This window comes from Amycolatopsis sp. NPDC024027 (genome assembly GCF_040638975.1).
In the GTDB taxonomy this organism is placed as follows: domain Bacteria; phylum Actinomycetota; class Actinomycetes; order Mycobacteriales; family Pseudonocardiaceae; genus Amycolatopsis.
Window position 1 is genome coordinate 1 of the sequence record NZ_JBEZYY010000023.1, and the last position, 25,611, is coordinate 25,611.

The 25,611-nt window shown below is 71.0% G+C and carries 20 protein-coding genes and 1 pseudogene; 3 read left to right on the top strand and 18 right to left on the bottom strand.

The genetic code is table 11. The features are described from left to right. From AB0F52_RS40300 to AB0F52_RS40315, 4 genes are all read right to left on the bottom strand, one after another. Positions 1–958: 3-deoxy-7-phosphoheptulonate synthase (locus AB0F52_RS40300; protein WP_360182721.1), on the bottom strand; the 958-nt coding region annotated here is incomplete at its 3' end. A gap of 117 nt (positions 959–1,075) precedes the next feature. Continuing rightward, the gene (locus AB0F52_RS40305) at positions 1,076–1,390 is read right to left on the bottom strand and encodes a hypothetical protein (RefSeq protein WP_360182723.1); all 315 of its coding nucleotides are present in this window, start codon (positions 1,388–1,390) and stop codon (positions 1,076–1,078) included. A 50-nt stretch (positions 1,391–1,440) separates the two neighbouring features. Then, complete coding sequence (locus tag AB0F52_RS40310) at positions 1,441–2,835, bottom strand: alpha/beta hydrolase (protein WP_360182725.1); 1,395 nt, start codon at positions 2,833–2,835, stop codon at positions 1,441–1,443. Positions 2,836–2,917: 82 nt separating this feature from the next. Then, positions 2,918–3,805 carry a peptidase gene (locus tag AB0F52_RS40315; RefSeq protein ID WP_360182727.1) on the bottom strand — a complete coding sequence of 296 codons (888 nt, stop codon included), beginning with the start codon at positions 3,803–3,805 and terminating at the stop codon, positions 2,918–2,920. Between the two features lie 143 nt (positions 3,806–3,948). Here AB0F52_RS40315 and AB0F52_RS40320 point away from each other — a divergent pair, with 143 nt between their 5' ends. Continuing rightward, positions 3,949–5,301 carry a pentapeptide repeat-containing protein gene (locus tag AB0F52_RS40320; RefSeq protein WP_360182728.1) on the top strand — a complete coding sequence of 451 codons (1,353 nt, stop codon included), beginning with the start codon at positions 3,949–3,951 and terminating at the stop codon, positions 5,299–5,301. A gap of 52 nt (positions 5,302–5,353) precedes the next feature. Here AB0F52_RS40320 and AB0F52_RS40325 read toward each other — a convergent pair whose 3' ends face one another. Continuing rightward, a complete protein-coding gene (locus tag AB0F52_RS40325) occupies positions 5,354–6,862 on the bottom strand; it encodes a glutamate synthase subunit beta (protein ID WP_360182730.1) in 1,509 nt (502 codons plus the stop codon). Continuing rightward, entirely contained in the window at positions 6,855–11,408 is a 4,554-nt protein-coding gene (gene gltB, locus AB0F52_RS40330; RefSeq protein WP_360182995.1) for a glutamate synthase large subunit, read from the bottom strand. The genes AB0F52_RS40325 and gltB overlap by 8 nt, the downstream gene beginning before the upstream one ends. Before the next feature lie 299 nt (positions 11,409–11,707). Here gltB and AB0F52_RS40335 point away from each other — a divergent pair, with 299 nt between their 5' ends. Further along, a complete protein-coding gene (locus AB0F52_RS40335) occupies positions 11,708–12,496 on the top strand; it encodes an SDR family oxidoreductase (RefSeq protein ID WP_360182732.1) in 789 nt (262 codons plus the stop codon). A 155-nt stretch (positions 12,497–12,651) separates the two neighbouring features. Here AB0F52_RS40335 and lgt read toward each other — a convergent pair whose 3' ends face one another. The 4 genes from lgt to AB0F52_RS40355 are packed head-to-tail and all read right to left on the bottom strand — an operon-like array spanning position 12,652 to position 17,473. Continuing rightward, positions 12,652–13,725: a prolipoprotein diacylglyceryl transferase gene (gene lgt, locus AB0F52_RS40340; protein ID WP_360182734.1), complete on the bottom strand. Its 1,074-nt coding sequence runs from the start codon at positions 13,723–13,725 to the stop codon at positions 12,652–12,654. 18 nt (positions 13,726–13,743) lie between these two features. Then, complete coding sequence (locus AB0F52_RS40345) at positions 13,744–14,913, bottom strand: amidohydrolase (RefSeq protein WP_360182736.1); 1,170 nt, start codon at positions 14,911–14,913, stop codon at positions 13,744–13,746. Further along, positions 14,910–16,034: an amidohydrolase family protein gene (locus AB0F52_RS40350; RefSeq protein WP_360182738.1), complete on the bottom strand. Its 1,125-nt coding sequence runs from the start codon at positions 16,032–16,034 to the stop codon at positions 14,910–14,912. The genes AB0F52_RS40345 and AB0F52_RS40350 overlap by 4 nt, the downstream gene beginning before the upstream one ends. Next, positions 16,031–17,473: an APC family permease gene (locus AB0F52_RS40355; protein WP_360182740.1), complete on the bottom strand. Its 1,443-nt coding sequence runs from the start codon at positions 17,471–17,473 to the stop codon at positions 16,031–16,033. The genes AB0F52_RS40350 and AB0F52_RS40355 overlap by 4 nt, the downstream gene beginning before the upstream one ends. A gap of 45 nt (positions 17,474–17,518) precedes the next feature. Between AB0F52_RS40355 and AB0F52_RS40360 the strand changes: the two genes are divergently transcribed. After that, positions 17,519–18,880, top strand: a complete 1,362-nt coding sequence (locus AB0F52_RS40360) for a glutamine synthetase family protein (RefSeq protein ID WP_360182742.1) — start codon at positions 17,519–17,521, stop codon at positions 18,878–18,880. Here AB0F52_RS40360 and AB0F52_RS40365 read toward each other — a convergent pair. The 8 genes and pseudogenes from AB0F52_RS40365 to AB0F52_RS40400 all read right to left on the bottom strand — a co-directional run bounded on the left by AB0F52_RS40365 (position 18,872) and on the right by AB0F52_RS40400 (position 25,587). Further along, on the bottom strand, positions 18,872–19,531 hold the full coding sequence (locus AB0F52_RS40365) for a peptidoglycan recognition family protein (protein WP_360182744.1): 660 nt from the start codon (positions 19,529–19,531) through the stop codon (positions 18,872–18,874). The genes AB0F52_RS40360 and AB0F52_RS40365 overlap by 9 nt on opposite strands. Positions 19,532–19,578: 47 nt before the next feature. Continuing rightward, positions 19,579–20,028 (bottom strand): annotated as a pseudogene (locus AB0F52_RS40370) (Uma2 family endonuclease); the annotation flags it as partial. Between the two features lie 36 nt (positions 20,029–20,064). After that, positions 20,065–20,442, bottom strand: a complete 378-nt coding sequence (locus AB0F52_RS40375; protein ID WP_360182746.1) for a MerR family transcriptional regulator — start codon at positions 20,440–20,442, stop codon at positions 20,065–20,067. Positions 20,443–20,475: 33 nt separating this feature from the next. Further along, the gene (trpA, locus tag AB0F52_RS40380) at positions 20,476–21,267 is read right to left on the bottom strand and encodes a tryptophan synthase subunit alpha (protein ID WP_360182748.1); all 792 of its coding nucleotides are present in this window, start codon (positions 21,265–21,267) and stop codon (positions 20,476–20,478) included. Further along, the gene (gene trpB / locus AB0F52_RS40385) at positions 21,264–22,475 is read right to left on the bottom strand and encodes a tryptophan synthase subunit beta (protein ID WP_360182750.1); all 1,212 of its coding nucleotides are present in this window, start codon (positions 22,473–22,475) and stop codon (positions 21,264–21,266) included. The genes trpA and trpB overlap by 4 nt, the downstream gene beginning before the upstream one ends. Further along, positions 22,472–23,281 carry an indole-3-glycerol phosphate synthase TrpC gene (gene trpC, locus AB0F52_RS40390; RefSeq protein WP_360182752.1) on the bottom strand — a complete coding sequence of 270 codons (810 nt, stop codon included), beginning with the start codon at positions 23,279–23,281 and terminating at the stop codon, positions 22,472–22,474. Before trpC ends, trpB begins: the two co-directional genes overlap by 4 nt. Before the next feature lie 124 nt (positions 23,282–23,405). Beyond that, the gene (locus AB0F52_RS40395) at positions 23,406–23,933 is read right to left on the bottom strand and encodes a Trp biosynthesis-associated membrane protein (protein WP_360182997.1); all 528 of its coding nucleotides are present in this window, start codon (positions 23,931–23,933) and stop codon (positions 23,406–23,408) included. Between the two features lie 94 nt (positions 23,934–24,027). Beyond that, positions 24,028–25,587: an anthranilate synthase component I gene (locus tag AB0F52_RS40400; RefSeq protein WP_360182754.1), complete on the bottom strand. Its 1,560-nt coding sequence runs from the start codon at positions 25,585–25,587 to the stop codon at positions 24,028–24,030. Between the last annotated feature and the right edge of the window lie 24 nt (positions 25,588–25,611).

Genomic DNA, 25,611 nt, shown 5'->3' on the forward strand with positions numbered 1-25,611 from the left:
ACTCCAGCGCCTGCTCCGGCGTGGTCGTCGGGCCGATCTTCAACCCGATCGGGTTGGCCAGCAGCTCGGCGAACGCGATGTGCGCGCCGTCCAGCTGGCGGGTCCGCTCGCCGATCCAGAGGAAGTGCGACGAGAGGTTGTAGAGCTTCGGGTTGGCGGCGTCGGCGTTGTCGAGGCGCAGCATCGAACGCTCGTAGTCGAGCAGCAGCGCCTCGTGGCTGGCGAAGATCTCCGTCGACTGCAGGGACGTGTCGGTGACGCCGCACGCCGACATGAACCGCAGGCCGCGGTCGATCTCGTTGGCCAGCGACTCGAAGCGCTGCGCGGCCGGCGAAGCCGATACGAAGTCCTTGTTCCAGTCGTGCACCTGGTGCAGGTCGGCCATGCCGGCGGCGGTGAGGGCCCGGACCAGGTTCATCGCCGCGCCCGCGTTCGCGTAGGCGCGGATCATCCGGCCGGGGTCCGGCACGCGCAGCTCGGGCTTGGCGACCAGGGAGTTGATGATGTCGCCGCGGTACACCGGCAGGCCCAGCGCGTCCGTCGCGGCCGAGCGCGGCTTCGCGTACTGGCCGGCGATGCGGCCGACCTTGACCACCGGCAGGCTCGCGCCGTAGGTGAGCACGACGGCCATCTGCAGCAGCGTGCGCAGGTTGGCGCGGATGTGCGGCTCGGTGTTGGACTCGAACGTCTCCGCGCAGTCGCCGCCCTGCAGGAGGAAGGCCTCGCCGTTGGCGACCATCGCCAGCCGGCTCTTCAGCCGGTCGATCTCGGCCGGGACGGTGATCGGCGGCACGCTCTCCAGCACGCCGCGGACCCGCCGGGTCGCCTCGGGGTCGGGCCACTCCGGCTGCTGGGCGGCCGGCAGCGCCAGCGCCTTGTCGAGCCGCGTCCGCAGTTCGGGCGGCAGCGGCGGCAGCTCGGGCAGTGTGTCGACGGGGACGTCCACAGTCCAGTTCACGCAGACCAGGATAAGGTTCGCGCCTCGAAGCGCTTCGCCCGGTTGGCCACCGCGGCCGGTGACCGGGGTGGCGCGGTCACGCTGCGCGACCACCCCACCCCGGCGGGTGCGTCCCGCTCAGCAGGGCCGGGCCGAGGCGACCGTCAGCCACACATTGGCGCTCGAGAACGCCGGGATCCGCGTCGGGAAACCGACGTAGTTCGGCCGGGAATACAGGCACCAGTCGTCCTGACTGCCATTGCTTTCGGAAACCGCGGTGAACGGCGGGACGATCGACGGTTTCGGCGCTGCCGTGCAGATCGCGGTTCCGTCCGCCCCACGGAGCCAAAGGGCTTCCGGAATGCAGAACGGCCCTGGCGATGCGGCCTGCGCGGACGCCGAAGGGGCGGCCAGCAGGCCCACGGCCAGCACGGACACGACGAAGAACAACATTCTTTTCATCAGTTTTTCCCCTCATTTCCCCCGAGGGGGAAATGTCCCCCTCACCCTCCAGACTGACAGGCTCCATCGGTCGCGGGGAAGACCCCGTCACGCAGATAGCCCAGCACCGCCGCGTTTCCACAAGCGTTTTCCCGCGTGAAGACGCCGTGCCCGCCGGCGTCGACGGTCACCATCCGCGCGCGGGATCCGAACGCCGCCCGCGTCTCGCGCGCGCCGGACAGCGGGGTCGCCGGGTCGCGCAGGTTCTGCACCAGCAGGACGTTCGCCGGGCCGGGGCCGCCGACGCGCACCGGCGGCTCGGCGCGTTCGACGGGCCAGAACGCGCACGGGTTCACGTTCGCCGCGGCCGGGCCGAACATCGGGTGCCGCACCCGTTCGCGTTCGACCGCGCGCTGGTAATAGCCGACCTGCTCGGGCCAGTCGGCGTCGTTGCAGAGCACCTGCAGCTGCAGCGCGGCGTGGTTGTCGCCGTCGAGCGGCCCGGCCGCCGTGCGCGCGGTGCCCGCCCAGTTCCGGGCCACGGCCGGGAAGGACGCGTCGTCGTAGAGGCCGTTCCACGTGTCGGACCGGAACTCCGGCCCGCGGACGGCGGCGAGCTCGAAGAACTTCGCCGTCACCGCCGCCGGCGTCCGCCCCAGGTGGTAGCCGTCGTCGCGCTGGGCGGCCCACGCGGCGAAGTCCGGGAAGCGGTCGTCGAAGCCTTCGGCGAACCGCTGGTTGCCGCGGACGTCGAGGCCACGCGGGCCGAGGACGCTGTCGAGCACGATCCGGTCCGTGCGGGCCGGGAACATCGACGCGTAGGCGGCGCCGAGGTAGCTGCCGTAGGAGACGCCGTAGTAGGAGATCTTCTTCTCCCCCAGCGCTTCCCGGATCCGATCGAGGTCGCGGGCGGTGTTCGCGGTCGTCATGTGCGGTAGAAGGTCCGTTGTGGACGAGGCGCCGCACTTTTCGGCCACGGCCCGCGCTTTCTCGGCCGTGGCGACGACGTCCCGCGGCCCGCCGGCGTAGGGACCGAGCACGGCGCCGCGCTCTTCCGGCGTCGTCATGCCGCAGGTCACCGGCGTGCTGTAGGTGGTGCCGCGGGGGTCGAAGCCGATGACGTCGTAGGCGTCCGGCAGGCCGGAGCCGCCCATGCGCTGCTGCAGCTGGGCGGGCATGGCGAGCCCGGGGCTGCCCGGCCCGCCGGGGTTCATCAGCAGCACGCCGCGGCGCCGGCCGGGGGTGCCGAGGTGGCGGGACAGGGTGAGCTCGATGGTGCGGTCCGGGTGCGCGTAGTCGAGCGGCACGCGCAGGGTGGCGCATTCGAGGCCGGCGGTCGGGGACGGCGACATGCCGTAGTCCGGGCAGGGCACCGTCCACTGAAGGTTCGGGGCCGCCTCCGCCGCAGGGGCCGCGAGCGAGGGCAGGAAAGCCAGCGCGATCAGGGTTTTTCGCATGCCCCGAGCTTGCCGGGGGCCGGCCCGCGCCGACGTCAGCCCAGGGACCGGAACTCCCGCTCCGCCCCTGGGCTGACGGGGATCACGCGGCTTGCGCGCGGTTGTACAGGTTCTGCGCGTCGGTGCCGAAGTACGGCCCGAACATGTAGCCCGGCAGGAAGTTGTAGCCGAAGCTGTTCACCGAGGCCTGCACGCCGGCGCCGGTGCCCTCGTTGAACGAGAGGAACCACGGACCGCCGCTGGAGCCACCGGTCATGTTGCAGCTCATGCCGTGGTCCTTGGTCAGCAGGAAGTCGGTGAAGGTGGTGCCGCTGCAGTAGATCAGCTTGGTGCCGTCGTAGGGCGCCGCGGCCGGGTAGCCGAAGGTGTACATGTTCTGGTTCTTCGGCTGGTTGAAGGCGATGCCCTGCGCGCCCACGACATCGGTGAGCCGCCGGCCGTCGAGCGGGTTCACGACGGCCATGCCGACGTCGTAGTTGATGTCCTCACTGGCTTCCCACTGCGGCGTGGTGAGGGTGGTCTTCGCCGTCCACTGGCCGTAGGGGGCGTTGCCGTTGTCGTAGCCGGGTACGAAGGTCCATTGGGTGTGCCAGGTGCCCTGGTACTTCACGCAGTGCCCGGCGGTGACGACGACGCTGCCGTTGGTGCTGGTGACGGCGTCCCCGGAGCAGGAGGCTTTCTGGCCGTTGAAGAGGAAGAACACGCGCCCGGTGGTCTGGGTGACCTTGCCGCCGCCGGTCCAGGGCCCACCGCCGTTCGGGATGCTCCGGATGATTTGGCTCTGTCCCTTGGCCACGTCCGTCGGCGTTGCCGCCGGAGCTTTGACGAGGGATTCCATGGGCACGGCCGCCCGCATGGCATCGGGCGTCCAGAAGGGTTTCGGCGCGGCCTGGGCGGGCGCGCCGACCAGGGCCACGGCGAGCGAGAGGACGGCGGTGACCACCGCGGCCCGGAGTTTCGTGTGCTTCAAGACGCCCCACCTTCCGCAGAAGTGAATCGTCGCAAAGGCGACACAACTACTCGAAAGTAATTGCCGCACCACACACCGCACAGCCGCCGTCCGGCCTAACCGGCGGCTGTAGCACTTCTCCTGGCACCGACGACACTCCCAGCGTGAAACGCCCAGATCACGAGGCCACCGATCAGCCCTACCCCGTCCTGTCGAACAGGACGATCACCTGGGCGGCGGTGGCTTTGATCCTCTTCGGCGGCGGGCTGGCGACGATCCTCCTGATCACCTTGGGCGACGGCCGGCACGACGCCCAGCTCGAGGCGATCAAGACGGCAGGCACGATCGTGCTCGGCACCGGCGGCGCCGCGGCACTGTGGCTCACCGCGAGGCGCCAGCGGACGAGCGAAATCGCCCTGATCCAGAAGCACCTCGACCAGCAGGCCATCGATCGCGCGCACAAGCTGCAGGAGGAGGTCGCCAGAAGCGGCGAGGCGGACGCGGAGTCGCGCAGGATCACCGAGCTCTACGGCCGCGCGGTGGACCAGCTCGGCTCCGACAAGGCCCCCGTGCGCCTCGGCGGTCTTTACGCGCTGCGCCGGCTCGCCCAGGACAACCCGGAACAACGGCAAACCATCGTGGACGTGCTCTGCGCTTATCTCCGGATGCCCTATGATCCGGCAGAGGGAACTCAGGAGGAACAGGTTCGCCTGGCGGCCGAGCGCGTGCTGGCAAAACACCTCCGGCCAGGCAACGACGCCACCTTCTGGAGCGGAATCGAAATCGACCTCAACCACGCGACGCTGACGAACTTCGACCTTTCACACTGCCGATTCGGCCCCGCCGACTTCACCGGCGCGCGTTTTATCGGAACATCGAACTTCGGTCACACCGAATTCACCGGACCTGTTTCTTTCCGCGAGTCCTTGTTCCGCGGTAGTGTCGACTTCGAAAAAGCGACGTTCGGCGACACGTCTCACTTCACCGAGGCCACCTTCGAAGGCTTTACCAGATTCAAAAAGGCCCGCTTCGCAAAGTTTCTTAGCTTCATGAACGCAACCTTGTCCGGTGACGCATACTTCAGCGAATGCATCTTCCAAGGCAAAGCGATCTTCACGCAGTCCAATTTCATCAAGCATGCCGGGTTCACCGGTTCAGAGTTCATGCACGAAGCAGATTTCGGTGGAACCAATTTTCAGCAAGGCGCCAGCTTCCTGTCAGCGGAGTTCGCGAAGACCTCTTGGTTCTTCATGGCAAAGTTTCATGGACCAACATTTGTCCCCGACGGCTCTTTCAAGAATTTTCCCTTCAACACAACTGACCCCGATGGACCACTCAAAGAAAAGACTCTCTGGTGCTGGGCGCGTATCGATCTCGGAGTGTCGAAGCGCCACATATGGCCTCGGAACTGGGTGGTCGAGCCCTCACCCGACCGTCCGGACGGGGTGACCGAAGGTCGTTGGGGCCGGCTTTTGCCCCAAGACGAATCGCTCCGGGCATCGCTTCCCGACGACTGAACCAAGAAGAGGGACACCCGGCGCGCAGCCGGGTGTCCCTCTTCCGGACTGATCAGACGACGGCGAGCGGCAACGCCGTCGGGTGGACCGGGGCCGGGAGGTCCGACGCGCCCGTCAGGTACGTGTCCACGGCGTTGGCCACCGAACGGCCCTCCGCGATCGCCCACACCACCAGCGACGCCCCGCGGTGCGCATCACCGCAGACGAACACGCCCGGCGTCTCCGTCTGCCAGTCCGCGCCGCACGACAGGGTTCCGCGGCGGGTCAGCGACAGGCCGAGCCCGCCCAGCAGCGGCATCTCCTCGACGCCTTCGAAGCCGATCGCCAGCAACACCAGGTCGGCCGGGAGCGTCTCGATCTCGTCGTTCACCGGGATGACCTCGCGGCGGCCCGTCGCCGGGTCCTTCTGCACGCGGACCTGCTGCAGTTCCACCCCCGTCACGCGACCTTCGGCGGAACCGACGAACCGCTTGACCGCCACCGCGAACTTCCGCTCGCCCGCCTCCTCGTGCGCCGCGTACGTGCGCAGGATGTACGGCCAGGTCGGCCACGGCGACCGCTCGTCGTCGCGGGTGGTGGGGGGCATCGGGTACTGGTCGAGCTGCGTCACCGACAGCGCGCCCTGGCGGGTCGCCGTTCCGTACGAGTCCGCGCCGGTGTCGCCGCCGCCGATGATCAGCACGTGCTTGCCGCGCGCGTCGATCGCCGGGGGGCCGTCGCCCTCGACGTACTTGTTGGCCGGCACCAGGTGCTCCATCGCCAGGTGGATGCCCGCCAGCTCGCGGCCCGGCGTCGTCGTGTCGTCGCGGCCGCGCAGGGCGCCGACCGCGAGCACGACCGCGTCGTACTGCGCGCGCAGGTCCTCCACCGACAGGTCGACGCCGACCTCGCAGCCCGTCACGAACCGGGTGCCTTCCTTGCGCAGCTGCGCAAGGCGCCGGTCGAGGACCTTCTTCTCCATCTTGAACTCGGGGATGCCGTAGCGCAGCAGCCCGCCGAGGCGGTCGTCGCGCTCGAACACCGTGACCTCGTGCCCGGCGCGGGTCAGCTGCTGGGCGGCGGCCAGCCCGGCCGGCCCGGAGCCGACGACGGCGACCCGGCGCCCGCTGGACACCTCGGACACCTGCGGCTGGACGTACCCCGCTTCCCAGGACTGGTCGGCGATCGTCTGCTCGACGCGCTTGATCGACACCGGCCCGCCCGAGAGCGGCGAGATGGACAGCACGCAGCCCGCCTCGCACGGTGCCGGGCACAGCTTCCCGGTGAACTCGGGGAAGTTGTTGGTCGCGTGCAGCCGGTCGCTCGCCGCGGCCCAGTCGCCGCGGCGGACCAGGTCGTTCCACTCCGGGATGAGGTTGCCCAGCGGGCAGCCGGAGCCACCGGAGTGGCAGAACGGGATGCCGCAGTCCATGCACCGCGACGCCTGCTTGCGCACCTGTTCGTTGCGCTCGGCGGAAGGAACGTCCGCGTAGACCTCGCCCCACGAGGAAAGCCGTTCCTCGTGGGACTTCTTCTTCGGCTCTTCGCGGTCGTACTTCAGGAAACCGGTCGGGTCAGCCACGAGCGGCCTCCATGATCGCCTCGTCGACATCGCGGCCGGCAGCGCGCGCCGCCTTCGCCGCGTCCAGGACCCGCTGGTAGTCGCGCGGCATCACCTTCGTGAACGCCACCGACCGGCGCGGCCAGTCGCCGAGCAGCGAGGCCGCCACCGCGGAGCGGGTGAGATCGTAGTGCTGTTGCACGGTTTTCTTGAGCCACGCCAGGTCGTCGGCGGTCGGCCGCAGCAGGTCCACCATGTCCTGGTTGACCTTCTTCGCGTCGACGTCGAGGACGAAGGCGATGCCGCCGGACATGCCGGCCGCCAGGTTGCGCCCGGTCGGGCCGAGCACCACCGCGCGGCCGCTGGTCATGTACTCGAAGGCGTGGTCGCCGACGCCCTCGGCGACGACCGTGGCGCCGGAGTTGCGGACGCAGAAGCGTTCGCCGACCTGGCCGCGCAGGAAGATCTCGCCGCCGGTGGCGCCGTAGGCGATCGTGTTGCCCGCGATCGTCTGCGCCTCCGCGGCGAAGGACGCCTGCGGGTCGGGGCGGACGACGATCCGGCCGCCGGAAAGACCCTTGCCGACGTAGTCGTTCGCGTCGCCGACCATGTCGAGGGTGATGCCGCGCGGCAGGAACGCGCCGAGCGACTGGCCCGCCGACCCGGTGAGGGTGACGTGGATCGTCCCCTCGGGCAGGCCGTCCCCGCCGTAGCGGCGGGTGATTTCCGAGCCGAGCAGCGTGCCGACGGTCCGGTTGACGTTGCGCACCGGCAGCTCGATGTTCACCTGGTGCGCGTCTTCCAGCGCCGCCTCGGCGAGCTGGATGAGCGTGCGGTCCAGGGCGTGCTCGAGGCCGTGGTCCTGGCCGCGCGTGCGCCGCTTCGCGCCGCCGTACGGGGTGTCGGTCGGCATCTCGAAGATCGGCGCCAGGTCCAGCCCGGACGCCTTCCAGTGGTCGACGGCCTCGTCGGTGTCCAGCAGCTCGGCGTGGCCGATGGCCTCGTCGAGGGTGCGGAAGCCCAGCGCCGCCAGGGTTTCGCGGACCTCTTCGGCGACGAACTTGAAGAAGTTGACCACGTGCTCGACCTGGCCGGTGTAGCGCTTGCGCAGCTCCGGGCTCTGCGTGGCGACGCCGACCGGGCAGGTGTCGAGGTGGCAGACGCGCATCATGATGCAGCCCGCGACGACGAGGGGGGCCGTCGCGAAGCCGTACTCCTCGGCGCCGAGCAACGCCGCGATTACGACGTCGCGCCCGGTCTTCATGGCGCCGTCCACCTGCACGGTGATCCGGTCGCGCAAGCCGTTGAGCAGCAACGTCTGCTGGGTCTCGGCGAGGCCGATCTCCCACGGCGTGCCCGCGTGCTTGAGCGAGTTCATCGGCGACGCGCCGGTGCCGCCGTCGTGGCCCGAGATGAGCACGACGTCGGCGTGTGCCTTGGACACGCCGGCCGCGACCGTGCCGACCCCCAGCGCGGACACCAGCTTCACGTGGATGCGGGCGTGCTCGTTGGCGTTCTTGAGGTCGTGGATCAGCTGGGCCAGGTCCTCGATGGAGTAGATGTCGTGGTGCGGCGGCGGCGAAATGAGGCCGACGCCCGGCGTGGAGTGCCGGGTGCGCGCGATCCACGGGTACACCTTGTTCGGCGGCAGCTGGCCGCCCTCGCCGGGCTTCGCGCCCTGCGCCATCTTGATCTGGATGTCGTCGGCATTGACCAGGTACTCGCTCGTGACCCCGAAGCGGCCCGAAGCGACCTGCTTGATCGCGCTGCGGCGCTCGGGGTCGTAGAGCCGCTCGGGGTCTTCGCCGCCCTCACCGGTGTTGGAGCGGCCGCCGATCCGGTTCATCGCGATGGCCAGGGTTTCGTGCGCCTCGGCCGAGATGGAGCCGTACGACATCGCGCCCGTGTTGAAGCGCTTGAAGATGGCCTCGACCGGCTCGACCTCGTCGAGCGGCACCGGCTCGCGGACGCCGTCCTTGAACGCGAACAGCCCGCGCAGCGTGCCGCCCTCGCGGTAGAGGCGGTGCACCTCTTCGGTGTACTTGCGGTAGACCTCGTCGCGGCCGGTCTTGGACGCGTGCTGCAGCAGGAACACCGTCTCCGGCGTGAAGAGGTGCAGCTCGCCCTCGCGGCGGTAGGCGTACTCGCCGCCGGTGTCGAGTCCACGGTGGACGCGATCGGTCGGGTTTTCCGGGTAGGCGCGGCGGTGCCGGACAGCGACCTCTTCGGCGAGCACCTCGAGGCCGACGCCACCGAGCTTCGACGACGTCCCGGTGAAGTACTCGTCGAGCAGGTCCTGGCTCAGGCCGAGGGATTCGAAGACCTGGGCGGCGGTGTACGCGCCGACCGTCGAGATGCCCATCTTGGACATGATCTTCAGGACGCCCTTGACCAGCGCCTGCACGTAGTTGCGGATCGCCTTGGCGGCCTCGATGCCGGTGACCGCGCCCTGCCCGATCATGTCTTCGATGGTCTCGAAGGCCAGGTACGGGTTGACCGCGGCGGCGCCGTAGCCGAGCAGCAGCGCGATGTGGTGCACCTCGCGCGCGTCGCCGGATTCGACGACCAGCGCGACGCGCAGGCGCTCCTTGGTGCGGACCAGGTGGTGGTGCACCGCGGAAACCAGCAGCAGCGACGGGATCGGCGCCATCCGGTGGTCGGAGTCGCGGTCGGACAGCACGAGCGTGCGCGCGCCGGCCGCGATGGCCTCGGACGCCTCCCGCCGGACGCGTTCGATCGCGCCGGCGAGCGCTTCCGCCCCACCGTCCACTTCGTACAGTCCGGAAAGGACGCTGCAGGCGAAGCCGGGGAGGTCGCCGTCGTCGTTGATGTGGATGAGCTTGGCGAGCTCGTCGTTGTCGATGACCGGGTACGGCAGCTTCAGGTGGCGGCAGGACGCCGGGCCGGGGGCCAGCAGGTTGCGTTCCGGGCCCATGATCCGCGCCATGCAGGTGACGAGTTCCTCGCGGATCGCGTCCAGCGGCGGGTTGGTCACCTGGGCGAAGTTCTGCTTGAAGTAGTCGTAGAGCAGCCGGGACCGCTTCGACAGCACCGCGGGCGGGGTGTCGGTGCCCATCGAGCCGATCGGCTCGGCCCCCTTCTCGGCCATCGGCGCGAGCAGGATCTTGAGCTCTTCTTCGGTGTAGCCGAAGGAAAGCTGGCGCCGCAGCACGGAGTCGTGGCTCTGCACGACGTGGTCGCGGTCGGGCAGCTCGGCGATCTTGAGCAGGCCCGCGTGCAGCCACGAGTCGTAGGGCAGCTCGGCGGCCAGCGCGGACTTGACCTCTTCGTCGTCCACGATCCGGCCGGCCTCGGTGTCGACCAGGAACATCTTGCCGGGCTTGAGCCGCCCCTTGGCGACGACGTCCTTCGGGGCGACGTCCAGCACGCCGGCCTCGCTCGCGAGGACCACGCGGTCGTCGGCCGTGCGCCACCAGCGCGCGGGGCGCAGGCCGTTGCGGTCCAGGACCGCCCCGACCAGGCTGCCGTCGGTGAAGGTGACGCAGGCCGGGCCGTCCCACGGTTCCATCAGGCTGGCGTGGAACTGGTAGAAGGCGCGGCGCTCGGGCTTCATGGTGGCGTGGTTCTCCCACGCCTCCGGGATCATCATCAGCACCGCGTGCGGCAGCGACCGGCCGCCCAGGTGCAGCAGCTCGAGGACCTCGTCGAAGGACGCCGAGTCCGACGCGTCCGGCGAGCAGATCGGGAACAGCCTGCTCAGGTCGCCGGAGATGACGTCGGATTCCAGCAGCGCCTCGCGGGCCCGCATGCGGTTGCGGTTGCCGCGGATGGTGTTGATCTCGCCGTTGTGGGCCACGAACCGGAACGGGTGCGCCAGCGGCCACGACGGGAAGGTGTTGGTGGAGAAGCGGGAGTGCACCAGCGCGATGGCGCTTTCCAGCCGCTCGTCACGCAGGTCGGCGAAGAACGCGGGCAGCTGCTCCGGCGTCACCATGCCCTTGTAGACGATCGTCCGCGAGGACAGCGAAGGGAAGTAGGTGCCGCAGCCGGCGTTCGCGCTCTCGTTCTCGACGCGCTTGCGCAGGCAGAAGGCGAGCCTGTCCAGCTCCACGCCCGATTTCCGGTCACCGGCCACGAAGAGCATGGCGAAGTGCGGCATGACCGAGCGGGCGGTCGGGCCGATGTCGGCGCGATCGGCGTCGACGGGGACCGCCCGCCAGCCGAGGACCTCCAGGCCCTCTTCGACGGCGATGCGTTCGGCGAGCCCGACGGCCTTGCGGCGCTGCTCGGCGTCCTGCGGCAGGAACGCGATGCCGGCGGCGTAGGTCTGGTGCCCCTGCTCGTCCGGCGCGGGCAGCTCGAAGCCGGCTTCGGCCCGCAGCAGCGCGTCGGGCAGCTGCAGCAGGATGCCGGCGCCGTCGCCGCTGGTGGGCTCGGCGCCCGCGGCGCCGCGGTGGTCGAGGTTCGTCAGCGCGGCCAGGCCGTCGGTGACGATGCCGTGGGAGCGGCGCCCGCGGATGTCGGCCACCATGGCCACACCGCAGGAGTCCTGCTCGGTCTCCGGGTCGTACAGACCCTGCTTGCCGGGCATGGCGGAGAAGATCAACGGGACCTCCTTCGTCGTCTTGTCGTGCGGGGCCGGGTTACCGGCCGGGGAGCGCACGGGACGACGATGGCCCGCTTGTTAGCGCGACTTTAACACCTGGGAAACACCGCAGCAGCACTTCAGAGCGCCTCGGACGACGTCGGACGGTAACGATCTGGCTGCGCGGAACGACAGAGTTCCTGATGGGTTCCCGGTAGTTCGTTCCGCTAAGTATACGGCCCGCCAACCCCGCTCAAAACCACTGTGGCGTGATCGCCGCACTGTGTCCCCGCTCACTAGAACGTGTTACATTTCGCCGCATGATCCTCGATCGGTTCAAGCTCACCGACCAGGTCGCGGTGGTCACCGGCGCCGGACGCGGAATCGGCGCGGCCACCGCGGTGGCCCTCGCCGAAGCGGGTGCCGACGTGGTGATCGCGTCCCGCACTTCCGCGCAACTCGACGAGGTGGCTTCCCGCGTCTCGGCTCTGGGCCGCCGGGCTTTCCCGGTGCCCGTCGACCTCTCGTCGCCCGAAGCGGCGGCCGCGCTGGCCGCGACGGCGGTGTCCGAGTTCGGCCGGCTCGACCTGGTGGTCAACAACGTCGGCGGCACGTACCCGCGCCCGTTGCTGGAGTCGACGGTGGACTTCATGGAGGAGGCGTTCCGCTTCAACGTGGCCACGGCCCACGCGCTGACGGTGGCGGCGGCGCCATCGCTGGTGAAAACCGGCGGCTCGGTGGTCAACATCTCGTCGGTGATGGGCCGGGTCGCGGGCCGCGGCTTCGCGGCGTACGGAACGGCGAAGGCGGCCCTGGCGCATTACACCCGCCTGGCGGCGGCGGACCTGGCCCCGCGCGTCCGCGTCAACGCGATCTCGGTGGGATCGGTGGCGACGTCGGCCCTGGAGATCGTGGTCGGCAACCCGGAGCTGAAGGAGAAGATGGAGTCGGCGACACCGCTGGGCCGCATCGGCGAGGCCGAGGACATCGCGGCGACGGTGGTGTTCCTGGCGTCGCGGGCCGGCGGGTACATCACGGGCAAGATCCTCGAGGTCGATGGCGGGTTGCAGGCGCCGAACCTGGAGCTGGGGCTACCGGACCTCGGCTGATCGGCCTGTTCCGGCCGCCCGAAACTGTCGGTGGCACCCGGTAGCGTGGAAACCGGGGGCGGAGCCCCAAGCCCGCACACACACTGGGCGCCCAAGCCCGCAAACGACGAAGGCCGCCACCAGGCATCCTGGGGCGGCCTTCGCAACGCGAGCGATCAGCTCTCGTCGGTCTTCTTCGGCTCCTGGGCCGGCGTCTCCGTGGAAACTGGCTTGTCCGCGACAGCCGGGGCATCGGCCGCCACCTTCGCGGGCTCCGGCTCGCCGTCCTCTGACGAGACCGCCTCCGACGAGGAGGCCGCGTCCGAAGAGGAGGCCGCTTCCGAAGAAGCCACCGGGACCTCGTCCGGCCCGACAGCGTCCTTGCTCACCAGCATCTCCGGCGCCTCCCGCGGCCCGCGCCGGCCGGCGAGCACGAAGTACACCACCGCCGCGACGAACAGCAGGATCGACGTCCACACGTTCACCCGCAGGCCGAGGATGTGGTTCGCCGTGTCCGTCCGCATCATCTCGATCCAGCCGCGGCCGACCGTGTAGCCCGCCACGTACAGCGCGAACGCGCGCCCGTGCCCGAGCTTGAACTTCCGGTCCGCCCACACCACCAGCAGCGCGACCAGCAGGTTCCAGAGCAGCTCGTACAGGAACGTCGGGTGGACCGGGCTCTCCGGCAGCGGGATGTGCCCCGTCGCGACGCCGTTCAGCAGGTTGTCCGGGTCCTCCGGGTTGAAGCGCTGGTAAACCTCCAGGCCCCACGGCAGGTCCGTGTGCGCGCCGTACAGCTCCTGGTTGAAGTAGTTGCCGATGCGGCCGATCGCCTGCGCGACGACGATGCCGGGGGCGAGCGCGTCGGCCATCGCCGGCAGCGGGATGCCCTTGCGGCGGCAGGCGATGAGCGCGCCCACCGCGCCGAGGGCGATCGCGCCCCAGATGCCGAGGCCGCCGTCCCAGATCGCGAACGCGTTCCACGGGTTGCGGCCCTCGGTGAAGTACAGCTCGGGGTCGGTGATCACGTGGTACAACCGGCCGCCGACCAGGCCGAACGGCACCGCGAACACCGCGATGTCGATCACCGTGCCCTTGGTGCCGCCGCGGGCCGCCCAGCGGCGCTCGCCCCACCAGATCGCCACGATGATGCCGGCGATGATGCACAGGGCGTACGCGCGGAGCGGGATCGGTCCCAGGTGCCAGACACCACGGTCGGGGCTGGGGATCGTCGCGAGGTAGGCGCTCATCACGCGGCCACCGTAGCGCTAGTGTGCCGAAGCATCCAAGGCGGCCAGGTACCCCGCCACCAGCGCGTGGGCGACCTGGGTGACGGCTTGGTCGCGCGGCAGGAACCGTTCGTCGTGCAGGCTCGGCACGCCCGCGGTGTCGCCGAGGCCGACGAACAGCATCAGCCCGCGGGTCGCGCCGCCGCAGTAGTGGGCGAAGTCGTCGGCGCCGAAGGAGCGGAACTGGTCGTCGACGGTGAAGCCGGCGTGGCGGAGCCACTGCTGTGCGCCCGCGGCCAGCACCGGGTCGTTGTCCAGGACCGGCTCGCACGGGCTGATGTCCAGCTCGGCGGTGCAGCCGTGCGCCCGCGCGGTGCCGTGCACGATGTCCGTGAGCGTCTCGAGGGCGCGTTCGCGGTCCTTCGCGCGCATCACCCGCAGGGAGCCGAACGCGGTCGCGCTGTTCGGGATGACGTTGGCCGCGGCGCCGCCCTGGATGCGGCCGATCGAGCAGACCGCGCCGAACACCGGGTCGATCCGGCGGGACGCGAGCTGCTGCAGGCTCACGACCAGCTGCGACAGCGCCAGGATCGGATCGCGCAGCAGGTGCGGGTACCCCGCGTGGCCGCCCTGCCCCTGCATGGTCACCTCGAACTCGTCGGTGGAGGCGTTCACCGGCCCCGGCGCCGCCGAGACGACGCCGTGCGCGATCCGCGGCTGGACGTGCGCGCCGATCACCGTATCCACCCCGTGCTCGGCCAGCACCCCGGATTCGACGACGTCGAGCGCGCCGGGCGGGGACGTCTCCTCCCGCGGCTGCAGCAGCGCCAGGATCGGCCGCGGCACGCCGACGCGCCGCGCGGCCCGGCAGACGGCGACCACCGCGGCGAGGTGGACGTCGTGGCCGCACGCGTGCATCAGCTCGTTCCCCGACGCCCACGGCACGCCGGTGCCCTCCAGCACCGGCAGGGCGTCGAGCTCGGCCCGCAGCGCCACGGCGGGGCCGTCCCCACCGGGCAGGAGGATGGCCCGGCCGGTCTTGGCGACGCGGGTGCCGTCGCCCGCGCCGAGCGCCCCGGCCACCAGACGGGCGGTGTCCTCCTCGTCGCCGGACCCCCGGGGGTCGGCGTGCACGGCGTGCCGCAGCTCGACGGCGGCGGGCAGTTCCTCGGCGATCGCCTGCGTCCACCGGGTCCACAGATCACTCACACGTGCTCCAAGCGGTAGATCCTGTTCGCGTTCTCGTGTCCCACCAAAGCACACAGCCGGACGGCGTCCTTTTCGGACATCGCGTCCGCGTCGAGCGCGGTGCGGACTAAGTCCGACAAACCCTGCCGGAACAGGGCGGTGCCCAGGTGGTACAGCTCGGCCAGGCCGAAGGCGTCGGTGGAGAAGAGCACCTTCCCGAACGGCGCGAGCTCCAGGAGCTCGGCCAGCACGGCCGGCGCCCGGAACCCCGCGTTGTGCGTGATGAGCCCGGCGTCGACGAACACGTGCTCGAAGACCTGCGCCAGATACGCGGCGTGGCGGTGGAACGGGTAGTTGTGCAGCAGCAGGATCGGCACGCCGAGGTCACGGGTGGCCCGCAGCAGCCCGGTGAGCAGCAGCGGGTCGCCGCGGTGCAGGTCGACGTCGGAGTCGCCGTAGCCGACGTGGAACTGCACCGGCAGGCCGAGGTCGAGGCCGGTGAACACGAGGTGCCGGTGCAGGACCTCGTCGGCCAGCCGGCCGCCGCCCGCGGCGAGCCACCGCCCGGCGGCGGCCTCGACTTCGGACGGCGACGGCCGCTCCCCCGCCAGTTCCAGCCCGGTGCGGTATGCGGCGATCGACTTGAGCCCGACCGCCGTCGCGGCGCGTTTCCCCAGCTCATCGGCGAAGGCCGCGGCGAATCCGGCCGCGGTGGTCCCGCCGATCACCGCCTCCGCGACCTGCTCCAGCCGGACGACGTCGTGCGCACGCCTGCCCGCGAGCCCGGCGAACTCCGCGGTCGTGGTCAGCGAGTCCGGCAGGAACCCGCCGTCCACCAGGAAGTCGGTCGTGCCGGTGGCCCGCAGGAACCGCCGGGCCACCTCGGCCGCGCCGAGTTCGGCGCGGCGCTCGAGGTAGGCCTCGGCCGGAGCGTGTTTCGGGAGGTCGAGCACCGGCGCGCAGCGGGCACGCACGGCCAGCCCGATGAGCGAGTCGAACAGGCTGGTGCCCCACGGCGACGGCGCGTCGGCCTCCGTCAGCATCGCCTCGAAGTCCGCGCGGGTGACGTCCCGGGTGACGACGCCGTGGCAGTGGTGGTCCACCAGCGGCAAGTCCGCGACGAACGGGAGCAGACTTCTCATGTGCCTCCGTCCACACTCGTCAGCCTCTCCCCCACCCTACGAGCGTAGGCGGGCGCGGACAGCACCAAGATCACCGCGAGCCCGAGCACCGCGGCGGCCACCACCGGGAACCAGCGCGCCGGGCCCTCCGTGGGGTAGGGCACCACGTTGACGTACACGGTGTACCCGAGCACGGCGAGCGCGCCGATCGGGAACACGAGGTGCCACCCCGGCACGCGCATCCGCCGCTTCACGAACAGCAGCAGGATCGCGCCGGCCGTCGTGAGCAGGTAGATCACCAGCAGGATGAGCGTGCCGATCGAACCGCTCCACGCGAAGGTGTCCGACGCCGTCGCGCCGAAGAAGAGCGCGCACACCAGGATGATCACGACGGCGGCGCCCGTCACCGCGCTGACCGCCGCCACCGGCGTGCCACGCGAAGACGTCCGGCCGATGCCCCGGCCGCCGACCGCGTCGCGGCCGAGGGCGTAGAGCAGCCGCGAGCCGCCGACGACGCAGGCGAGGCAGCAGCCGAACGCGCTGATCGCGGCGCCCACGCTGATGACGTCGCCGGCCCACGCGCCCGCGTACCGGCTGCCGAGGTCGCCGAGCAGGGACGGCGAGTCGTGGAACGCGGCCGCGTCGCTGCCGAACGCCATCATCTCGACGGCGGTCACCACCACGAAGTAGAGGCCGCCGAAGATCGCCGTGCCGAGGATCGCGCGCGGGATGTCGCGCTTCGGGTCGTGGGTTTCCTCCCCGAGCGTCGCGGCGGCTTCGAACCCGGCGAAGGACAGGAACCCGAAGACCGCGCCGAGGAACACGCCCGACAGCCCGGTTTCCGGGACGAAGACGGCCATCGTGAATCGGGCGCCACCGGGCGCGCTTCCCGCGAGTAGCCGGACCAGGATCACCACGGTGACCAGCAGGATCACCGCGATCGTCGCGCCTTCGACGGCGAGCAGGGTGCTCGTGCCGCGGCGGGCGGGCAGCACGGCGAGCAGCCAGGCACCGATCAGTGCGACGGCCGTCAGCACGAACGGCCCCCAGGACGGCGGGTCCGGCCAGATGCCCACCTGCGTCAGGAAAGCCGTGCCCAGCGTGCCCGCGGCCGAGCTCGTCACGACGGCGTAGAACGTGTACGTGCCGAGCAGCCCGATGCCGGAAACGACCCCCGCGCGCGGGCCGAGGGTGGCGCCGACGAAGGCGTACACCGAGCCGGCGTGCTGGTAGTACTGGCAGAGCTTGACGAAGCCGTACGCGACCAGCAGGACGCCGACCGCCGAGAGCAGGAAGGCGAGCGGCACGGCGCGGCCGGCGGCCGCCGCGGTCTGCTGGGGGTTGATGTTGGCGGCCATGCTCGGGGCCATCAACGCCACGGACAGGCCGACGGCCTGCCAGACGGAGAGGGATCGGCGCAGCCCTGGACGGGTTTCGACGGTGTCTGACAAGATCTTCACCTCTTTCTCAGGTGAGCGGATCCAGTGAACAGCGATGGGGGCACGATGAGCCAGCTCGATCGGGCGGAACTCGCCCAACAAGGCGCACTCCGGGCCGACGGCCTGCGCGCTGCCGGCGTGGAGCTCGTCGCGCTGACCTTCGTGGACAACAGCGGCATCGCGCGGGTGAAAGCCGTGCCGGTGGACCGGCTGTGGTCGGCGGCGGCGTGGGGCGTCGGCGCGTCGAACTCGTTCGACTTCTACCTGGCCACCGACGACATCGTGAGCGGCACGCATTCGCGCGGCCCGGTCGGCGACCTGCGGCTGCACCCGGACCTCGACGCGCTCGTGCCGCTGGCCGCGCAGCCCGGCTGGGCGTGGGCGCCGGCGTGGCGGTACGACCAGGAAGGCGCCCCGCACCCGCAGGACGCGCGGGCGCTGGCCGCGGCCGCGACGGCCCGGCTCGCGGAACTGGGCTACAACGCGCGGACGGCGTTCGAGATCGAGTGGGTCGTCACGGCGGCCGACGCGCCGGACGACCCGCGCTCGGCCACCGCGGGGCCGGCCTACGGCTACGCGCGGCTGTCGTCGCAGGCGCGCTACCTGCGCACGCTGGTGTCCACGTTGGCCGCCCAGGGCGTCGCGGTGGAACAGATCCACCCGGAGTACGCGGCCGGGCAGTTCGAGGTGTCCGTGGCGGCCGGTGACCCGGTGCGCGCCGCGGACGTCGCGGTGCTGACGCGCGAGACCATCCGGACGGTCAGCGAGCACCACGGCCTGCGGGCGTCGTTCACGCCGAAGTTCGCCCCGGACGGCGTCGGCAACGGCGGCCACATCCACCTGAGCCTGTGGGACGGCGACCGCAACCTGTGCGCCGGCGGCGACCGGCGGTTCGGGCTCACGGAGACGGCGGAGGCGTTCGGCGCCGGGATCCTTTCCCGGCTGCCGGCGCTGCTGGCGATCGGCGCGCCTTCGGTGGTCAGCTACCTGCGGCTCGAGCCGCACCACTGGGCCGGGGTGTTCCGCGTGTGGGGCCTGGAAAACCGCGAGGCGCCACTGCGGCTGGTGCAGGGCCCGGCCGGGCAGCGCGACCGGGCGGCGAACTTCGAGGTCAAGTGCTTCGACCTGACGGCGAACCCGTACCTGGTGGTGGCGGCGCTGATCTTCGCGGGCCTGGCCGGGCTTTCGGCGGAGGAGTCGTTGCCGGAGCCGGTCGACGTCGACCCCGGAACGCTCGGGGATGTGGTGGAGCGGCTGCCGACTTCGCTGGCCGAAGCGGTGGCGGCGTTCGAAGCGGACTCGGCGTTGACGACGGCGTTCGGCCCCGAGCTGGCGACGACTTTGGTGGACGTCCGCCGCGGCGAGTTCGACCGGCTCGGCGCCCTGCCGCCGGACGAGCTGTGCGCCGTGATGCGGTACCTACATTGATTGGAGCGCCTTGGCGACCTCGCTGCGCAGCTGCGGCAGTTTCGCGTAGAGGCGATCGCCCGGGCATTCGGTGTTGTAGAAGTCGCGGTGGCCCTTGATCTCCTCGACCGGGATGCCGTACTGCCGGCAGATGTAGGCGCAGAAGACGACGAGCGAGGCGAACTGCGTCTCGGGCGGCTCGACGCTGGTGTAGAGGCCTTCGTTTTCGATGCCGATGGCGTTGGTGTTCTGCCCCGGGCAGTGCGCGCCCTGGATCATGGTGGTGCGCCCGCGCAGCGCGTCGAGGCTGCCGTGCCGCCCTTCGAGCCGGTACCCGCCACGGCTGACGGTGAAGTGCTGCCCGGTGTCGGACCAGCCGTTGTTGTCGATGTGGTCGTGCTGGTCGTCGCGCGCGACCTGGAAGGCGTGCGCGAGGGAGTAGTCGGTGCTGTTGGCGCTGGCGATGTGGTGGATGAGGATCCGGTTCGCGGGGTGGTCGAGCGTGGTGAGGGCGTCGGCGGGCGGCCGGGCACCCCACTCGGCACAGCTGTAGATCCGCGGCGCGGCGGCGGCTTGGGCGGCTCGCGGGAGGACCAGTCCGGCGGCCCCGGCGACGGCGAGGCCGGCGGCACCGCGGAGGAAGCTGCGCCGCGGGAGGTGTGCGATGTCCATGGGGCGGACTTTGCCGCGGGGGCGTACAGCTTTCGTACAAACGCCGGTCAGGCGAGGCGGATTGTGGCGCTGAAGGGGCGGGTGATCTCGATATCCGTTTCGCCGCTCTTGGCGATGGGTTCGTACTCGCCGCCTTGGAGTTCGAAGAAGGTCGCCGCGATGGGTTCGCCGGGCTCGACCAGGAGGTAGTACGGGATCAGGGCTTCGGCGTAGATGGCCCGCTTGAGGATCCGGTCCTGCACCTTGGTCGGTGGGGAGACGATCTCCGCGGCCAGCAGGACATCGCTCGCCGCGTAGGCCACGGTGTCGATCCCAGGGCAATTGAGGATCACCAGGTCGGGGATCAGCAGCCGTTGCGTTCCGATGCGCACGTTCACGCCGGGCAGCAGCTCGGTGCCATCCGGCAGCGCAGGTGCAAGGGCGAATTGGAGTTTCCGCAGGAGCCGCTGGTGCTCCAGCCCCGGCCACGGGCTCACCAGGAGCACCCCGTCAACGAATTCGACCCGCGGGCGTCACACCGGTACGACAGCCCCTCAGCCCGCCGACACCATCTCCGGTGCGCCGCTGTACATCCGGATCTTGAACCGGATGTGGTCCTGGTGCTCCTCCAACCGCGCGATCTGGGAAGCCACCCGGGCCTCGTGCTCCCGCAGCACCTCGACCCGCTCCTCGCGCGTGGCCTCGCCCGAGCGCAACAGCGAGACGAACCGCAGCATCTCCGCCACCGGCATGCCCGTGTAGCGCAGGCAGCGCAGCAGCTGGAGGAACTCCACGTCCTGCTCGGTGAAGAACCGCCGCCCGCCGGCGGTGCGGCCCACCTCGTGGAGCAAGCCGATGCGCTCGTAGTACCGGAGCGTGTCGATCGTGAAACCGGTCTTTTCGGTCACCTGGGCCGGAGTGTAGGACGTCACCGGCCCAGCCTCGCACCTGGAGCGCACTCCAGGTCAAGCGGTGGCGACCGCCCGGCGCACGCCTTCGGCCAGCTCGGCCGACAGGGCACGAACGCCCGACGAGCCCTCGGCCGCCGCCGTGACCAGGGCCGAGCCCACGATCACCGCGTCCGCGAACGAGGCCACCTGGGCCGCTTGCTCGCCCGATCGCACGCCCAGGCCCACGCCGATCGGGAGCGAGGTGTGGACCCGCGTGCGGCGCACCAGCTCCTCCGCTCCCGCGCCGACCTGGTCGCGGGCGCCGGTCACGCCCATCACCGCGGTCGCGTAGATGAAGCCCGACGACGCGGCCGCCGTCAAAGCGAGCCGCTCCTCCGACGACGAAGGCGCCACCAGGAACGTGCGGTCCAGGCCGTGCTCCTTCGAAGCCGTCATCCAAGACGATGCCTCGTCCGGGATCAGGTCCGGCGTGATCAGGCCGAGCCCGCCCGCCGAAGCGAGGTCGCGCGCGAAGCGGTCCACGCCGTAGCGGTTCACCGGGTTCCAGTACGTCATCACGACCGCGCGGCCGCCCCGCGAAGACACCGATTCGACCACCTCGAACAGGTGCTTGAGGCGGAAGCCGTTGTCCAGCGCGGTCACCGAGGCGGCCTGGATGGTCGGGCCGTCCATCACCGGGTCCGAATACGGGACGCCGACCTCGATCAGGTCCGCGCCGCCGTCGACGCAGGCCGCGATGAGGTCCTTCGAGCCGTCGACCGTCGGGAAGCCCGCCGGGAGGTAGCCGATCAGCGCGGCGCGCCCCTCGGCGCGCGTCGTGGCGAAGAGGTCGTCGAGCCCGCTCATCCGTTCACCAGTCCGAACCACTTGGCCGCCGTGTCCATGTCCTTGTCGCCGCGGCCCGACAGGTTCACCACGATCAGCCCGTCCGGGCCCAGCTCGCGGCCCAGCACCAGCGCGCCGGCCAGCGCGTGCGCCGACTCGATCGCCGGGATGATGCCCTCGGTGCGGGACAGCAGCTTGAACGCGTCCATCGCCTCGGCGTCGGTGACCGGCCGGTACTCGGCGCGGCCGGTGTCCTTGAGCCACGCGTGCTCCGGGCCGACGCCCGGGTAGTCGAGCCCGGCCGAGATCGAGTGCGACTCGACCGTCTGGCCGTCCTCGTCCTGCAGCAGGTACGTCATCGCGCCGTGCAGGTTGCCCGGGGTGCCCTTGGTCAGGGTGGCGCCGTGGCGGTTGCCCTCGATGCCCTCGCCGCCCGGCTCCAGGCCGACCAGCCGCACGGACGGGTCGTCGTAGAAGCCGGAGAAGATGCCGATCGCGTTCGATCCGCCGCCGACGCAGGCCGCGACGACGTCGGGCAGGCGCCCGGCCTGCTCGAGGATCTGCTCGCGGGCCTCGGTGCCGATGACGTGGTGGAAGTTGCGCACCATCGTCGGGAACGGCGCCGGCCCGGCGGCCGTGCCGAAGAGGTAGTGCGTGGTGTCGGCGTTGGTGACCCAGTCGCGCAGCGCCTCGTTGATCGCGTCCTTCAGCGTCCGCGACCCGGTCTTGACCGGGATCACCTCGGCGCCGAGCAGCCGCATCCGGGCCACGTTCAGCGCCTGGCGCTCGGTGTCGACCTCGCCCATGTAGACGACGCAGTCGAGGTCGAGCAGCGCGCACGCGGTGGCCGTCGCGACGCCGTGCTGGCCCGCGCCGGTCTCGGCGATGACGCGCTTCTTGCCCATCCGCTTGGTGAGCAGCGCCTGGCCCAGCACATTGTTGATCTTGTGGGAGCCGGTGTGGTTCAGGTCCTCGCGCTTGAGGAACACCCGCGCGCCGCCGGCGTGCTCGCCGAAGCGCTTGGCCTCGGTGAGCAGCGACGGACGGCCGGCGTAATCGCGAAGCAGGCGGTTGAACTCGTTCAGGAACTCCGGGTCGTGCCGGGCCTTGTCGTACTCGGTGGCGACCTCGTCGACGACGCCGATCAGCGCCTCCGGCATGAATCGGCCGCCGTACGGGCCGTAGTAGCCACGCTCGTCGGGGTCGTGCTTGCCGTGCTCTTCCGTCACCGCGACGGCCTCGGGCAGGCGGGGTGGGAACCGGCCGTGACCAGCTTGACCAGGGCACCCTTCGGGTCGCCGGAGGCGACGAGCCCCTCGCCGACCAGCACCGCGTCGGCGCCGTGGCCCGCGTAGGACATCAGGTCGCCCGGCCCGCGGACCCCGGATTCGGCGACCTTGTAGACGTCCATCGGCAGGCCGGGGGCCAGCCGCGAGAAGACGTCCCGGTCCACCTCGAGGTTGTGCAGGTTGCGCGCGTTGACGCCGATGACCTTGGCACCCGCCTCGAGGGCCCGGTCGGCCTCCTCGGCGTTGTGGATCTCCACCAGCGCGGTCATGCCGAGCGATTCGACGCGGTCGAGCAGCGAGACGAGCGCGTTCTGCTCCAGCGCGGCGACGATCAGCAGCACCATGTCGGCGCCGTGCAGGCGGGCCTCGTGCACCTGGTAGGGGCTGACGACGAAGTCCTTGCGCAGGATGGGGATGTCCACCGCCGCGCGGACCGCGTCCAGGTCGGCCAGCGAACCGCCGAAGCGGCGCTGCTCGGTGAGCACGCTGATCACGCGCGCCCCGCCGGCTTCGTAGTCCTTCGCCAGCGCGGCCGGGTCGGGGATGTCGGCCAGGTCGCCCTTCGAGGGGCTGCGCCGCTTGACTTCGGCGATCACGCCGATGCCGGACTCGCGCAGGGCGGCCATCACGTCGCGCGGCGCCGGGGCGGCGGCCGCGCGGATCTTCAGCTCGTCGAACGGCAGCGCGGATTCCCGCACGGCGAGATCTTCCCGCACGCCGGCGACAATGTCTTCGAGCACGCTCACCGGGCGCCCCCACCAGGGCACGTGCTCACGGATTCACTCGCAAGGTCGCTCACAAAAACCTTCCCCTTCCCGCCGAAACGATGCTAACCCCCGCATCCGAGACGCCCGGTTCCGGGTGTGCGCGTTACTCCGAATGCCTGCCCCGGACGTCCGTGGGATCTTCCCCTTCGGACAGGGCTTCCCACAGCTCGGCGTCGGGGTCACGGACCTTTTTCCGGGTGGCCGGCGCCGCGTACTTCGTGCCGAGGCGCGCGGCCCGGCCGGCGCCCTTGACGGCCACCAACCCGCCGGCGGCGACGAGAATTCCCCCGAGCACGGCCAGGCCGCGGCCCAGCAGCATCTCGGTCACCGGCAGGCCGTCCGCGTAGCCGCCGAACCGGACCCCCGCGACGCCGCTCCAGATCGCCGCGGCCCCGGCGAGCGCCAGCACGACGCCGAGGACGCGCCGCGCCCAGCCGCCGGTGGCCACCACCCCCGCCACGCCGGCCAGCGCGAGCAGGGCCAGCGGCACCAGCGCGGTCGCCTGCTGCTCGCCGGTTTCGCGGTGGAGCACCGTGCCGCGGACCCCGCCGTCGCGGAACTCGGCGAACCAGGTCAGCCGTGACGCACCCCACAGCGCGAGCGCGCCCAGCAGGAGCGCGACCACGATCATCCACAGTGGACGCTTCGAGGCCGTCGCCACCGCCGGAGCCGCCGTGTCCGCGGCCGGGGAGGCGACGCCCGGCCGCCGCGGCGCGTCCGGCGTGTCAGACATGAGCGGCGTCCGCGGCCGGGTCGAGCGCACCCGCCGCCACCATCGTCTGCGCGGCGGCCACCGCGGAGAGCACGGTCCTGGCCTTGTTCAGCGATTCGGTGTCCTCGTAGTCCGGCACCGAGTCGGCGACCACCCCGCCGCCGGCCTGGACGTGCGCGATGCCGTCCTTCACCAGCGCCGTGCGGATCGCGATGGCCGTGTCGGCGTCGCCGGCGAAGTCGAGGTAGCCGACGACCCCGCCGTACAGCGCGCGGCGGACCGGTTCGAGCTCCTCGATCAGCTCCATCGCGCGGACCTTGGGCGCGCCGGACAGCGTCCCGGCCGGGAAGCACGCGGTGACCGCGTCGAACGCCGTCTTGCCGTCGGCCAGCTCACCGGTGACGGTGGACACGATGTGCATCACGTGGCTGTAGCGCTCGATCTGGAAGAAGTCGACGACGCGCACGGTGCCCGGCTTGCAGACCTTGCCGAGGTCGTTGCGGCCGAGGTCGACGAGCATCAGGTGCTCGGCGCGCTCCTTCTCGTCGGCCAGGAGGTCCTTGGCCAGCTGCGCGTCTTCTTCGGGGTCGGCGCCGCGCCAGCGGGTGCCCGCGATCGGGTGCGTGGTCGCGCGGCCGTCCCGCACCGTGACCAGGGATTCGGGGCTGGAGCCGACGATGTCGAAGCCCTCCAGCCGGAGCAGGTACATGTACGGGCTCGGGTTGGACGTCCGGAGCACGCGGTAGATGTCGAGCGCGTCGGCGGCGGTGGGGATCTCGAACCGTTGCGACGGCACGATCTGGAACGCTTCGCCGGCCTTGATCGCCTCGACGGCCTTCTCCACCGCCGCGTGGAAGTCCGCCTTCGAACGCTTCCGGGTGAATTCCGGCACGGGCCGGTCGAACGCGGCGATGGTGGCGGGCGCGGCCACCTGCAGCTGCTCGGTCATCGCGCTCAGCCGGGCGACGGCGTCGTCGTAGGCTGCGTCCACGCGCTCGGGCGAGTCGTCCCAGTTGACGGCGTTCGCGATGAGCGTGACCGTGCCCTCGTGGTGGTCGAAGGCGGCCAGGTCGGTGGCCAGGAGCATGGTCAGCTCGGGGATGTCGAGGTCGCGTTCGGCCAGCTCCGGCAGCTTTTCCAGCCAGCGCACGGCGTCGTAGCCGATGTAGCCGACCATGCCGCCGGTCAGCGGGGGCAGGCCGGGCAGCGGCTCGGTGTGCAGGGTTTCGATGGTCTCGCGCAGGACGTCGAGCGGGTTGCCTTCGGACGGCAGGCCGACCGGCGGGGTGCCGGTCCAGGCCGCTTCGCCGTCGCGGACGGTCAGCGCGGCCGGGCTGCGGACCCCGATGAACGACCAGCGGGTCCAGGACGCGCCGTTCTCGGCGGACTCGAACAGGAACGTGCCGGGCCGGTCGGCGGCGAGCTTGCGGTAGACCCCGATCGGCGTCTCGCCGTCGGCGAGGACCCGGCGCACGACCGGGATCACGCGGCGGCTTTCGGCGAGGGCGCGGAAGTCCTCGCGGGACGGGCTGACCGTGCCGGGACCGGTCGAACCGGCGGATGCGCTGACCATGGACCTCATTGTGCCGCCCCGGCG

What these genes read in the sequence shown, in the direction of transcription:
- AB0F52_RS40305 (WP_360182723.1), bottom strand. Translation starts at nt 1,390, where the DNA reads ATGTTGTTCTTCGTCGTGTCCGTGCTGGCCGTGGGCCTGCTGGCCGCC.
- AB0F52_RS40310 (WP_360182725.1), bottom strand. Translation starts at nt 2,835, where the DNA reads ATGCGAAAAACCCTGATCGCGCTGGCTTTCCTGCCCTCGCTCGCGGCC.
- AB0F52_RS40335 (WP_360182732.1), top strand. Translation starts at nt 11,708, where the DNA reads ATGATCCTCGATCGGTTCAAGCTCACCGACCAGGTCGCGGTGGTCACC.
- lgt (WP_360182734.1), bottom strand. Translation starts at nt 13,725, where the DNA reads ATGAGCGCCTACCTCGCGACGATCCCCAGCCCCGACCGTGGTGTCTGG.
- AB0F52_RS40350 (WP_360182738.1), bottom strand. Translation starts at nt 16,034, where the DNA reads ATGAGAAGTCTGCTCCCGTTCGTCGCGGACTTGCCGCTGGTGGACCAC.
- AB0F52_RS40360 (WP_360182742.1), top strand. Translation starts at nt 17,519, where the DNA reads ATGAGCCAGCTCGATCGGGCGGAACTCGCCCAACAAGGCGCACTCCGG.
- AB0F52_RS40365 (WP_360182744.1), bottom strand. Translation starts at nt 19,531, where the DNA reads ATGGACATCGCACACCTCCCGCGGCGCAGCTTCCTCCGCGGTGCCGCC.
- trpA (WP_360182748.1), bottom strand. Translation starts at nt 21,267, where the DNA reads ATGAGCGGGCTCGACGACCTCTTCGCCACGACGCGCGCCGAGGGGCGC.
- AB0F52_RS40395 (WP_360182997.1), bottom strand. Translation starts at nt 23,933, where the DNA reads ATGATCGTGGTCGCGCTCCTGCTGGGCGCGCTCGCGCTGTGGGGTGCG.
- AB0F52_RS40400 (WP_360182754.1), bottom strand. Translation starts at nt 25,587, where the DNA reads ATGGTCAGCGCATCCGCCGGTTCGACCGGTCCCGGCACGGTCAGCCCG.